Source organism: Halorussus vallis (genome assembly GCF_024138165.1).
Classification (GTDB): Archaea; Halobacteriota; Halobacteria; order Halobacteriales; family Haladaptataceae; genus Halorussus; species Halorussus vallis.
On record NZ_CP100000.1, the window covers coordinates 1,224,184 to 1,236,828 of the forward strand.

The following is a 12,645-nucleotide window of genomic DNA, read 5'->3' on the forward strand; positions in this document are numbered from 1 at the left end:
CGACGATTCGGGCGTCTCTCTCCGAAACCTGTAACCACAACAGTCAATCAGGGTACCAAATTGCTATGTAGCCCCAAGCCGTACGAAGAGACGAAGCATGAGCCCGCAGTCCGGACGCAATCGGCCGGTTCGAAATCCGAAATCCCCGGTAGCAAAGGACTTATCCCGCGCGGGTCCCCACCGACAAATAATCCCCGTATTCGCTAATCATGAATGAAGTTCAACTAGAGGTGGCGAAGGCGTACCCGAACGACTCGGGGCGCGGCATCGCCCGCCTCGACCCCGATACGCTGCTTCACCTGAAGCTCAGCCCGGGCGATATCATCGAGATCGAGGGCGGTGACACCACCGCCGCGAAGGTGTGGCGCGCAGACCGGCAGGACTGGAACACCGACACCGTCCGCATCGACGGTTTCACGCGTCAGAACGCGGACGTCGGCATCGGCGAGCGCGTCGAGATCCGGAAGGCCGACGCTGAGAAGGCCGACAAACTCGTCCTCGCGCCGCCCGAGGAGGCCAGCGTCCAGTTCGGCTCCGACGCCGCGGGCATGGTCAAGCGCCAGATTCTCAAGCGCCCCGTGGTCGAGCGCGACATCGTTCCCGTGATGTCGAGCACGAACCACCCGTTCATGCGCTCGCCCGGCCAGGCGATTCCGCTCATCGCGGTCGAAACCGAGCCGGACGGCGTCTGCCTCATCACCGAGGACACCGAGGTCGAACTGCGCGAGGAGCCCATCTCGGGCTTCGAGAAGACCGGCGGCGGCATCACCTACGAGGACATCGGCGGCCTCGAGAACGAGATTCAGCGCGTCCGGGAGATGGTCGAACTCCCGATGAAGCACCCCCAGATATTCAAGAAACTGGGCATCGAGCCGCCACAGGGCGTGCTGCTCCACGGCCCGCCCGGCACGGGTAAGACGCTGCTCGCCAAGGCGGTCGCCAACGAGACCTCCGCGAGTTTCTTCTCCATCGCGGGGCCCGAGATCATCTCGAAGTACTACGGCGAGTCCGAACAACAACTCCGTGAGATATTCGAGGACGCCAGCGAGGAGTCGCCGGCCATCATCTTCATCGACGAACTCGACTCCATCGCGCCCAAGCGCGAGGACGTGACCGGCGAGGTCGAACGTCGCGTCGTCGCCCAGTTGCTGACGATGATGGACGGCCTGGAGGCTCGCGGGCAGGTCATCGTCATCGCGGCGACGAACCGGGTCGACTCGGTCGACCCCGCGCTCCGGCGACCCGGCCGCTTCGACCGCGAGATCGAAATCGGCGTCCCGGACGAGACGGGCCGCGAGGAGATACTCCAGATTCACACCCGCGGGATGCCGCTGTCGGACGACGTGGCGCTGGACTCGCTGGCCAACGACACCCACGGCTTCGTCGGCGCCGACATCGAGAGCCTGACCAAGGAGGCGGCGATGAAGGCGCTCCGGCGCTACCTCCCCGAGATCGACCTCGACGAGGAGGACATCCCGCCGAGCCTCATCGACCGGATGATCGTCAAGCGCGAGGACTTCAACGGCGCGCTCAACGAGGTCGAACCCTCGGCGATGCGCGAGGTCCTCGTCGAACTCCCGAAGATATCCTGGGACGACGTCGGCGGCCTCGAACAGGCCCAACAGGAGGTCAAAGAGAGCGTCGAGTGGCCCCTCTCCTCGCCCGAGAAGTTCCGGCGGATGGGCATCAACCCGCCGAGCGGCGTGCTGCTGTACGGCCCGCCCGGCACGGGCAAGACCCTGATGGCGAAGGCGGTGGCCAACGAAACCAACGCCAACTTCATCAGCGTTCGCGGCCCGCAACTGCTGTCGAAGTGGGTCGGCGAGTCCGAGAAGGCCATCCGCCAGACGTTCCGGAAGGCCCGCCAGGTCTCCCCGACCATCATCTTCTTCGACGAACTGGACAGTCTCGCGCCGTCCCGGAGCCAGGAGGTCGGCTCGAACGTCTCCGAGCGCGTGGTCAACCAGTTACTGACCGAACTCGACGGTCTGGAGGAGAAGGGCGACGTGATGGTCATCGGCGCGACCAACCGCCCGGACATGATCGACCCCGCGCTCATCCGCTCGGGCCGGTTCGACCGCCTCGTGATGATCGGCCAGCCAGACCAGGAGGGCCGCGAGCAGATCCTGAAGATTCACACCGACGACACGCCGCTGTCGGCCGACGTGAGCCTGCGGGAACTGTCCGAGGTCACCGACGGCTACGTCGGTAGCGACCTCGAGTCCATCGCGCGGGAGGCCGCCATCGAGGCGCTCCGCGAGGACGACGACGCCACGGAGGTCGAGATGCGCCACTTCCGCCAGGCGATGGAGAACGTCCGACCGACCATCACCGAGGACCTGATGGACTACTACGAGCAGATGAAAGACGAGTTCAAGGGCGGCACGTCCAGCCCCGACCAGGGTCGCCGCGGCGGCCGTATCGGTTTCCAGTAGCGACTCCGCCGCGGTCTTCCGTCTTCGGTCTGATTTCTGCGGCCGGGCGTCTCCGACGCGTCGGAGACGCCCGGCCGGCGTCGTGCGTCGAACGTCGATGCCACACTCGTCCGGGCGGCTTGATAACGAAAACTAGGTCGCAGGGAGCTTTCGGCCGACGACTGGTCGGCAATAACACCTTTCTTTCCGTCTACCCTCGTCTCCCGTGTGGCCACTCCAGACGCTTCAGCCGACGGGCCGCCCGCCGACGAAACCCTCTGGGAGGAGATGCTCGACGTGTTGATGACGGGCATCGCCATCATCGTCCCGCTCGTCGTCACCATCTATCTCATCGAGATGGGACTGGACTTCGTCACCGACGCGCTCCAGCCGTTCATCCGCCTGCTCGAGTGGGCGGGCATCATCCAACAGTTCGAGCGTGTCGAACTCATCTCCGCCCTCATCGAACTCGGCATCTACCGGCACGTCATCGACTTCCTGACCGAGATAATCGCGGTGTTCATCCTGCTCGGCGGCGTCGTGCTCGTCGGGTCGGTCGGCCAGCACCACTACGGCCAGCGGGTCATCGGCTTCTTCGACATGGCCATCTCGTCGATTCCGGGCATCGGCACCGTCTACAAGAGTTTCCGGCGGATGGGCGACGTGATGCTCGACGAGGGCGCGGAGAACTTCAAGGAGATCAAACTGGTCCAGAGCCTCGACGACGACATGTACCTGCTGGCGTTCGAGACGGCCAGTTCGCCCGCCACCGTCGAGGAGGCGACGGGCCACGAGGAGATGGTGACGCTGTTCATCCCGATGGCGCCGAACCCGGTCACCGGCGGGTTCCTCACCCACGTTCCCGAGCACAAGGTGTACGACGTGGACATGACCATCGAGGAGGGCGTCCGAAGCATCCTCACCAGCGGTATCGCCGCCGGCGACGGGCCCGGGAAACAGCAGTTGACGATGGGCGACCTCGACCAGTTGACCGACATCGACCTCCAGGAAGCTATCACGGTCGAGGACCCGGGACTGGTTCACAGCGATGACGACGAGAAGTCGGAGTGAGCGGCGTATTCCGGAGTGAAAGCGCGCTAGACCCCTACAGTCCACCGACGCAGGGCGCGAAGCGCCCGCGCCAGCGGTTGAAGATGCGACCGAGATGACCGCGCGGCGCGCGGTCATCTCGGTCGCGTGCCCTTTTTTGGCCCAGATTTTTTCGAGGAGCGGTGGCCGGGCAGGCCGTCGGCCTGCCCGGCGACCCGACGAAGAAAAAAGGTGGGGTCTAGTAAATGAGTTCGTCGTCGTTCTCGACCATGTAGAGGGTGCGGGCGGCGATGTTGACCGCGTGGTCGCCGACGCGTTCGAGGTCCCGAACCGTCAGCAGCAGTCTGGAGACGTCCTTGAGGAGCGTCTCGACTTCCTCTTCGGTGTTGTCCTCCAGTTCGGTTTCGATGAGGTCGCGAACGACGATTTCGCTGGCGCGCTCGCAGAGCGCGTCGAGGTCGTCGTCGCGGTCGGCGATCTCGTAACAGCCGTCGGTGTTCTCCTCGGCGTAGGCGTCCATCGCGTCCTCGATCATGTCGAGGGTGAGCGCGCCGAGTTCCTGGACGTCGACGTCGGGGAACACGTCGCGTTCGGCTTCGAGGGTGTACTCGCCGAGGTTGGTCGCCAGGTCGCCGACGCGTTCGAGGTCGGTGATGATCTTGAACGTGGCGGCGACGAACCGGAGGTCGCTGGCGACCGGTTGCTGGAGCGCCAGCAGGTCGATGCAGTTCTGTTCGAGTTCGAGATAGAGTTCGTTGACCTCCTCATCGCCGTTGATGACCTCCCAAGCCAAGTCCTCGTCCTTCTGTTCGAGCGCGTCGAGACCCATCCGGAGTCGCTCCATGACGACCTCGCTCATGTAGAGGACGTTCTCGCGGAGGTCCTCCAACTGCTGTTGATAGTCTTTACGCGGCATGGTTACTGGTGAGATGCCCGCAGTGTTGTACTTTTCCTTCGAATACGTTTTTCTCGGAGCGATGCGTCTCGCTACCGAATCAGCGCGTCGTCGCTCTCGACCATGTAGAGGGTGCGGGCGGCGACGTTGACTGCGTGGTCGCCCACCCGTTCCAGGTCACGAATCGTCAGCAGCAGTCTGGAAACGTCTTGGAGCAAGAATTCGACCTCCTCGTCGTCGGCGTCCGCCGGGAGCTCGGTTTCGATGAGGTCGCGGACGACCGTCTCGCTGGCGCGCTCGCAGAGCGCGTCGAGGTCGTCGTCGCGGTCGGCCAGCGCGAGGCAGGCGTCGGGGTCGGCGGCGTCGAACGCCAACAGAGCGTCCTCGACCATCTCGACCGCTCGCTCACCGATTTCGCGGACGTCGACGGTCGAGAACACCTCGCGGTCGGCGTACAGCGCGTGCTCGCCGAGGTTGGCCGCCAGGTCGCCGACGCGTTCGAGGTCGGTGAGTATCTTGAACGCCGCGACGACGAGGCGGAGGTCGCCCGCGACCGGTTGCTGGAGCGCCAGCAGGTCGATGCACTCCCGTTCGAGGTCGAGGTAGAGTTCGTTGACGTCTTCGTCGCCGTCGATGACGCGCCACGCGAGGTCGTGGTCCTGGCGGTCGAGCGCCTCCAGCGCGGTGCGGAGTCGCCTGACGACGACGTCGCCCATCCGAAGTAGCTCCTCGCTGAGCGTTTCGAGCTGGCGTCTGTAACCTGTTCGGGGCATTCGAATCGGGTTTCAGTGTGGTTGGTTCGCGAGCGGGATGAGTCTGTCGCGGGTGGCGTCGCTCGGCGAGCGGAGCGGCGGTTGCGGTGAGTGTAATTCAACTTTACTGCGAGCGAACGCAGTGAGCGAGCAGGCCGAGGAACCCCTGACAGCGCGTCCGAACGAAGTGAGGACCGACGAAAGGGGTGACGAAGGCTTTTGGTCCAGCTTTTACCAGCCGAGGACCGCGGCAACGCCGCGGTCCTCGGCGCAGTAAAAGGTGGAGGTCTATCCGAACTTGCCGGTGATGTAGTCCTCGACGCGCTGGCTGTTGGGGTTCTCGAATATTTGGTCGGTCTCGCCGTACTCGGCGAGTTCGCCACCGGTGAGGAAGACGGCGGTCTGGTCGGAGATGCGGGCGGCCTGCTGCATGTTGTGGGTGACGACGACCACGGTGTAGTCCTCGGCGAGGTCCTCGATGAGGTCCTCGATCTTGGCGGTGGCGATGGGGTCGAGCGCCGAGGCGGGTTCGTCCATCAGGATGACCTCTGGGTCGACGGCGAGACAGCGGGCGATGCAGAGCCGCTGTTGCTGACCGCCGGACAGGCCCAGCGCGTTGTCGTCGAGTCGGTCGTCGACCTCGTCCCAGATGGCGGCCTGCTTCAGCGAGCGCTCGACGATCTCGTCTTCCTTCTCCTGGTTCGACCGGCCGAGCAGTTTCGCGAGCAGGCCGGTGTCGATGTCGCCGTGCTTGCGCGGCCCGTAGGCGATGTTGTCCCGGATGGACTTCGGGAAGGGGTTGGGCGCCTGGAACACCATGCCGACCCGCTTGCGAAGTTCGACGAGGTTGACGCCGTCCTGGTAGATCTCGTCGCCGTCGAGTTCGACCGACCCGTCGATGGTGGCGGCCTTGATGCGGTCGTTCATCCGGTTGAGACACCGCAGGAACGTCGACTTCCCACAGCCCGACGGACCGATGAGCGCGGTGACGCTGTTCTCGGGGATATCCATCGATACCGACTTGAGCGCGTGGTCGTTGCCGTAGTAGACGTCGAGGTCCGACACCGACAGCTTCGGCGCGCCCTCGAACTCGTACTGGGTCCACTCGTCGCGAATCTTCTCCTGGGTTTCCCCGCTGACCGTGGTCCGTTCGTCGGCCTGTTCCTCGCGCCGCTCTCCCGCCTTGAATTCTGCGTTGCTCATTGTTGTAGCTTCCTCCGGAAGTATATTCGAGAGACGATGCCGACGGCGTAGAACGACAGCACCACCATCAACAGCACCAGCGCCGTCGCCCAGCCGAACCGGGGTTCGCTGCTGACGACGCCCGCCGCGATAGCTCCGTAGAGCTTGTAGGGGAGGGCGGGCGGGGCGTTCATCAGCGCCGCGTTCGTGATGAACGGCGGGCTCGCCGTGAACTGGAACGACCCCAGCACGTCGATGGGCTCCATGGCCTGGAGGGGGCCGCCCATCACGAGGATGAGCGGCGCCGTCTCGCCCGCGATACGGCCGACGCCCAGGATGACGCCCGTGATGACGCCGGGCATCGCCGCGGGGAGGACGACGCTCTTTATCGTCTCCCACTGGCTCACCCCGAGCGCGGCGCTCGCGTCGCGGTACTCGTCGGGCACGGTCTTGATGGCCTCCCGACTGGTGATGAGCACCAGCGGCAGGAGCATGAACCCGAGCACCAACTGGCCGGCCAGCAGCGAGTCGGTGTTGCCCAACCGCGGGATGAGGAACGCGAAGCCGAACAGCCCGTAAACGATGCTCGGCGTACTCCACAGCCCGTTGGTGGCGATCTCGACCACGCGGGTGAACGCGCCCTGTTCGGCGTACTCGGTGAGGAACACCGCCGCGCCGACGCCCAGCGGGACCGCAAACAGCACCGCGCCGAACACGACCCAGAACGTCCCGACGATGGCGGGCAGGACGCCGTTGATGGTTTCGCTCGACAGCGAGTAGCCGTTCATCGTGAACGGCCAGTAGAACCACACGCCCGGTATCTCGAAGATGAGGTACTGGTCGAGGACGGGCACGCGGAACCAGAAGGCGGGCTCGCTGAACAGGCCGAACTTGATACCCTGAAGCATGTACCCGGCGCCCTTCTTGGCGACGAAGAGCACCAGCAACAGCAGGACCCCGAGCATGCCGAAGGCGTTGAGACCGACGAGCATGTACGCGCCGGCCTGTCGGCCGCGGGTGCCGAACCCTTCGTGGGCCTTCGCGGCCGCCCACGAGATGATGAGGCCGGCGAACACGGCGAGCGCCGGCACGACGACCGGGGCGGCGAACTCGCCTGAGAGCCCTTCGGGGTCCCACTCCCACTCGACGGTGATGACGTTGGCCAGCAGCAGCGCGCCGACGGTGATTCCGAGCGCGCCCGCCGGGAGCGTCGACCCGACATCCTCACGAGTCAGGACGGTCACGGCCACGACGCCGCCGCCGACGAGCAGTCCGCCGACGAGCCACCCGGCCAGGCCGAGGCCGAGCGTCTGCGAGGCGAGGAGGCCGCCGGTAACGAAACCGATGAGGCCGAACAGAGTCCCCGTGAGGAGCCCGGCCGAGCGGTCGGGCGCGGTTTCTATCGCGCCGGCGCGCGAGGCCGCGCCGAGCGCGATCACGCCCAGGCCGGCGACCGCCAGTATCACGCCGAACAGGTCGAAGACCGCGACGCCGAACATCGTCCCTTCCACGTCGGTCCACTGGAACAGCGATGCGAAGCCGAACACGACCGTCAGGATGCCGAGGCCGACGATGCCCGCGGCAACCTTCTCGGCGGCCGACGACTCGTCGGCGACCAGCGTCCGTTCCTCGTAGCTCATCGTTCACCTCCGAGTTTGCGCTGCATGTGGTCCTCGACGAGTTGCGAGGCGACGCTGAGTCCGAGGACGGTCACGAACAGCACGACGCCGGCCGCGAACAGCGCCGCCATCTGGTTGCCGCTGGCGACGCCGTACTGGCTGGCGATGAGGCTGGTCAGCGTCTCGGTGCCCGCGAACACGTCGTACAGCGGGTCGGGCAGCACCTGCGAGTGGGGCAGCATCACCGTCACGGCCATCGTCTCGCCGACCGCGCGGCCGACGCCCAGCAGGACGGCGGCCGACACGCCCGAGAACGATGCCGGGATGGTGACGCTCTTTACGGTCTGCCAGTCGGTCGCGCCGAGCGCCAGCGACCCGCTCTTCATCGCCTCGGGCACGCTGCCGATGGCGTCCTCGGCGACCGACACCACGGTCGGAAGCGCCATCAGGCCGATCATCAGCCCGGCCGCCAACAGGCTCCCGAAGTTGGCCAGGCCGAACTCGTTCATCATGTAGGTGTTGATGATGACGTAGCCGATGTAACCGTAGACGATGGAGGGGACGCCGGCCATGATCTCGATGCCGGGCTTGACGATTTCCCGGAGCCATCCGGGTGCGATTTCGCTGATGAACAGCGCGCCCGCGACCCCCAGCGGCGCGGCGATGCTCATCGCGAGTATCGTGGTCACGAGCGTCCCCCACATCATCGGCACCAGCGAGTACACCTCTTCGCTCGTACTCCACAGCGGCTGTTGGACGCGCGTCACGATGTCCAGGCCCATCAGTTCGAACGCCGGGATCGACCGGACGAGGAGGTAGACGGTGATGAGACCGAGGATGACGACCGTCGACGCCGTCATCAGGAACATCAGCAGTTTCGCGGTGTTGGCCTGGTGGGCGACCCACCCGTACGCGGTCACCACGAGGAACGCGAGTATCGGGAAGACGGTCAGGTCCGCGGCGAACAGGAACGCGAACAGCGCCGCCACCACCGACACGAGCGCCACGGCGTCGACGAACTGCGCGCCCCGGTCCATGTCCTCGACGGTCGCGCGGGCCGACCGCATCTGCGCGTCGATGCTTCCGATCATTGGGTGTCCGGGAGTTTCCCTAACTCCTCCTTGCGGCGCGCCTTGGTGAGGGTGGCGTAGCCCGCCGACTTGACGTAGTTCTCCTGGCCGAACTCGCTGATAATCATCCGGAGGAAGGCGGCCTCCTTCTTCGAGGTGCCGTCGTAAGTGTAACAGTGGAGGTCCCGCGACAGCGGGTAGCCCTTCTCCGCGAGGTTCTTGCCGGGTTCGTACACCTTCCCGTTGAACTCCAGTTTGATGGCGGGCGTCTCGCTCGTGACGAACGCGAGGGCCATGTAGGCGATGGCGTTGTTGGACTTGCTGACCAGCGTCTTGACCTGCTGGTTCTGGCCCTTCCGGACGTCGACGCCCGGCATCTTCGCGTTCGCGTCGCCGAGCATGTGGAGCCGGAAGGCGGTGTCAGTGCCCGAGCCTTCGGCCCGGCCGACCGCCTGAATCTCCTTGTCCTCGCCGTTGTACGACGGAATCGCCGACCAGTTCTTGATCTTGCCCGTGTAGATCTTCCGGACCTGCTCGGCGGTCAGCTTCTTGACGCCCGCCTCGTAAATCTCCTTACTGACGACGATGGGCTGGGCGTCGACGCCCACGACGTGGTTCGTGAACTTGTTCAGTTCCTCCTTGCTCAGTTCGGGGAGTTCTGCCTTGACGGGTGCGCTGGCGTTGCCGATGTCGAGCAGGCCCTTCTTGAGCTTCTCCAAACCGGTGCCCGAGTGGCTGAGTTTCACCGTGATGTTGAACGGCGGCGACGCCCCCGACCCGTCGAAACCGTAGAGGCCGGCCCAGTAGTTCGCCAGCCGTTTGTCGGTCTGGATGCCGTAGTTGCTCGGTCCCCAGTACTCCTCGTCGGAGGGTTTGGGGTTCGAGTTCCACACCGACGCCGCGGTGCTCGTTATCGGATACACCGTCGAGGAACCGCCGGACGACAGAGGACTGCTCCCCGACCCTCCGGAGCTTCCCGACCGTGTCGTTCCCCCGGAATCCGTGGACTCCCCACCTCCGCCGGGAGGAGTTGAACTGGTACTCACGCAGCCAGCCAGCGATGCCACGGCGGTGCTCCCTCCGAGGAGAACTGTTCTACGGCTTAGAGAGGGATGGTCCCGCATTGGGAGTGATTTGCCGAAGACGAAGTAAATACCCTACTATGATTTCTATATAGATGTATTTATGCGTCTGTACTAGCCGCGTGGCAGTTTCTCATTCGACTCCGAACCGGCCCGATTCGCCGGGGAAACCGGTTCCACGCTGATTCATTTCTTGCGAAGACTCCGACGTTCTCGCGGCCGGTCATAAATTTCCGGCGTCCGACGGCGAATTAGAGCGGACGTATATAGACTTGAATAGATTTATTGTGGAGTGGCAATCACCTCCATACATGGAGACCCGAAAGGTGCAGGTCACCGGCGGTTCGACGTTCACGGTTTCGATTCCGAAGGGTTGGGCGACCGAGAACGGCATCGAGGCTGGCAACCGAGTCGAGTTCCACCCCGAGGGCGACTCGCTCCTCCTGTCGCCTCGGGCGACCGAAGACACCGTCGAAGGCTCCGTGGAGATCACCGACCTCGAAGGACCGGAACTCACCCGAACGGTGTTCACGCTCTACGTCAGCGGGTTCGACGTCATCAACCTCGAAGCGACGCGGGTGACCCCCGACCAGCGCCGGACGGTCCGGGACGCCACCCAGGGCCTGGTTGGCCTCGAAGTCATCGAGGAGACCAGCGACAGGGTGGTGCTCCAGGACCTGCTCGACTCCTCGGAACTGTCGATTCACAACGCCATCACCCGGATGCGACTCGTCGCCGTGACGATGCTCGACGACGCGGTGACCGCGATAACCGACGACGACACCGACCTCGCCACCGACGTCATCGAGCGCGACGACGACGTCGACCGCCTCTGGTTCATGATCTCGCGGGTGTTCCGCTCGGCGCTCCGCAATCCCAGCACCGCCGCCGACATCGGCCTGCCCCGCGAGACGTGTTTCGACTACCACTCCAGCGCCCGACAGCTCGAACGCATCGCCGACCACGCCTCGAAGATCGGACGGCTCACGCTCGAACTGGACGACGTGCCCGAGGACGTCGCCGACGCGCTCGCCGAACTCCACGACGAGGCGTCGGCCATCGTGGAGATGGCGATGGACGCCCTGCTGGAGGACGACGGCACCGAGGCGACCGAACTCGCCAACGAGGCCCGCGAGCGCGTCCGGAACATCGACCGGTACACCCGGAAAGTCGACGACCGCATCCGCGAGATGGACGCCCAGCGCGCCCAGAACCTGAGCCTCATCGTCGACTCGCTCTCCCGGAGCGCCGACTACGGCGGCAACATCGCCGAAACTGCACTTCAGAAGGCCGCACCTCGACCGGAGTAAGAGAAATCGCCGGGCGTTCCGCCCGACCTATCGCGCTCTTTTCGCGCTGTCCTGTCCCTACGTTCAGAGTTCGCCGAGCTTCCGCAGGAGTTGGCCCTCGTACTCGCGGTCGCTCTGAACGCCTTTGAGTTCGAGGACGTTGCGTTCGAGTTTGTCGCGCGCGACGCTGAACGCCTGCTCGGCGCCGTACCCCTCACCGGTGCCGGCGACCTGCCCGCGGTTCGTCCGGAGGCGGATCTTACACTGGACCAGCGGCGTCCCGCGGAGCTTCTCCTTGTGCTCGTGGAAGCGCACGTGGGCGTGGCGCACGCGCATGTCCTGGTACTTCTCCGAGATCTCCTCGATGCTCGCGCGGATATCCTCGCGGCCGATGGTGTCGAGGAGGCTGACGTTGGTCACCTGGACGTCCATCACGTCCTCCTCGGTGTACGACAGCGCCCGGAGCACGTCGGTCTTGGTGACGACGCCGCCCACGACGCGGTCGTCGTCCTCGGGCGTGACGATGAGGCCGGCGTAGTCCTTCTCGAACATCTTCTCGACCGCCTCCTCGACCGTGTTGCCGAGCGAGATGGTTTCGGCGGGACTCGACATCACGTCGTACACCGGCAGGTCGAGCATCCGCTCGCCCTCGCCCGAGCGGTCGCCCCGGGTCGCCTTCTGCATGTTCCGGGTCGCGAAGTCCACCACGTCCTGGGTCGTGACGACGCCGGTGAGGAAGCCGTCGTCGTCGACGACCGGGAGCCGCGAGATGCCGTGTTCGCGCAGGAGGTTGATGGCCTGCCCGAGCGTGGCGTCCTCCGGGATGGAGATGGGGTCCTCCGAGAAAATGTCCTGGACGGTGATGGAGTCCAGATTCTCGAGGACGGCTTCGAGGATGAGGTCCTCGTCGACGATGCCCCACAGCTTGTCGGATTCGAACACCGGCGCGACCTTCGTGCCGCCCTCGACCAGCGCCCGGGCCACGTCCCGGACGTCGTCGGTCCGTTCGACCTTCGGCGCGGGTTTGGTCAGGGTTTCGACCTTCGTGTGGTCCTCGATGTGCGAGCGGAGCAGTTGCTTCTGAGTAATGACACCCTCGTAGGACCCCGCTCGCGTCACGATGAGTCCCTTCGGGTTCTCCTCCTCGAAGACCGCGCGAGCCTTTCCGACGTTCGACTCGGCTTCGAGTTCGATGTAATCCGTAGTTGCGATCTCGGAGATGTCCATCGTCGTTCGAAATGACACGGGCGACGCTCTTGAAACTTACCGCGCCGGAACGGGCGATTGGGCGT

10 protein-coding genes are annotated in these 12,645 nt (G+C 65.0%); 3 read left to right on the forward strand and 7 right to left on the reverse strand.

From position 1 onward, the window contains the following. Positions 1-209: 209 nt before the first annotated feature. On the forward strand, positions 210-2,435 hold the full coding sequence (locus tag NGM07_RS06370) for a CDC48 family AAA ATPase (protein WP_253518513.1): 2,226 nt from the start codon (positions 210-212) through the stop codon (positions 2,433-2,435). Between the two features lie 207 nt (positions 2,436-2,642). Further along, on the forward strand, positions 2,643-3,485 hold the full coding sequence (locus NGM07_RS06375) for a DUF502 domain-containing protein (protein ID WP_253518515.1): 843 nt from the start codon (positions 2,643-2,645) through the stop codon (positions 3,483-3,485). Between the two features lie 217 nt (positions 3,486-3,702). Here the strand turns inward: NGM07_RS06375 and phoU (NGM07_RS06380) are convergent, their stop codons facing one another. From phoU (NGM07_RS06380) to NGM07_RS06405, 6 genes are all read right to left on the reverse strand, one after another. After that, positions 3,703-4,380 (reverse strand): phosphate signaling complex protein PhoU, encoded by a 678-nt coding sequence (phoU, locus tag NGM07_RS06380; protein ID WP_253518517.1) that lies wholly within the window; start codon positions 4,378-4,380, stop codon positions 3,703-3,705. A 71-nt stretch (positions 4,381-4,451) separates the two neighbouring features. After that, positions 4,452-5,132 (reverse strand): phosphate signaling complex protein PhoU, encoded by a 681-nt coding sequence (gene phoU, locus NGM07_RS06385; RefSeq protein WP_253518519.1) that lies wholly within the window; start codon positions 5,130-5,132, stop codon positions 4,452-4,454. A gap of 267 nt (positions 5,133-5,399) precedes the next feature. Continuing rightward, positions 5,400-6,314: a phosphate ABC transporter ATP-binding protein PstB gene (pstB, locus tag NGM07_RS06390; RefSeq protein ID WP_253518521.1), complete on the reverse strand. Its 915-nt coding sequence runs from the start codon at positions 6,312-6,314 to the stop codon at positions 5,400-5,402. Next, on the reverse strand, positions 6,311-7,933 hold the full coding sequence (pstA, locus tag NGM07_RS06395; protein WP_253518524.1) for a phosphate ABC transporter permease PstA: 1,623 nt from the start codon (positions 7,931-7,933) through the stop codon (positions 6,311-6,313). The genes pstB and pstA overlap by 4 nt, the downstream gene beginning before the upstream one ends. Next, positions 7,930-9,003 carry a phosphate ABC transporter permease subunit PstC gene (gene pstC, locus NGM07_RS06400; protein ID WP_253518527.1) on the reverse strand — a complete coding sequence of 358 codons (1,074 nt, stop codon included), beginning with the start codon at positions 9,001-9,003 and terminating at the stop codon, positions 7,930-7,932. Before pstC ends, pstA begins: the two co-directional genes overlap by 4 nt. Further along, positions 9,000-10,106 (reverse strand): PstS family phosphate ABC transporter substrate-binding protein, encoded by a 1,107-nt coding sequence (locus NGM07_RS06405; RefSeq protein ID WP_253518530.1) that lies wholly within the window; start codon positions 10,104-10,106, stop codon positions 9,000-9,002. The genes pstC and NGM07_RS06405 overlap by 4 nt, the downstream gene beginning before the upstream one ends. A 269-nt stretch (positions 10,107-10,375) precedes the next feature. Here NGM07_RS06405 and NGM07_RS06410 point away from each other — a divergent pair, with 269 nt between their 5' ends. Further along, the gene (locus tag NGM07_RS06410; RefSeq protein WP_253518533.1) at positions 10,376-11,374 is read left to right on the forward strand and encodes a phosphate uptake regulator PhoU; all 999 of its coding nucleotides are present in this window, start codon (positions 10,376-10,378) and stop codon (positions 11,372-11,374) included. A 63-nt stretch (positions 11,375-11,437) separates the two neighbouring features. Here the strand turns inward: NGM07_RS06410 and NGM07_RS06415 are convergent, their stop codons facing one another. Then, a complete protein-coding gene (locus NGM07_RS06415; RefSeq protein WP_253518536.1) occupies positions 11,438-12,580 on the reverse strand; it encodes a CBS domain-containing protein in 1,143 nt (380 codons plus the stop codon). Positions 12,581-12,645: the final 65 nt, after the last annotated feature.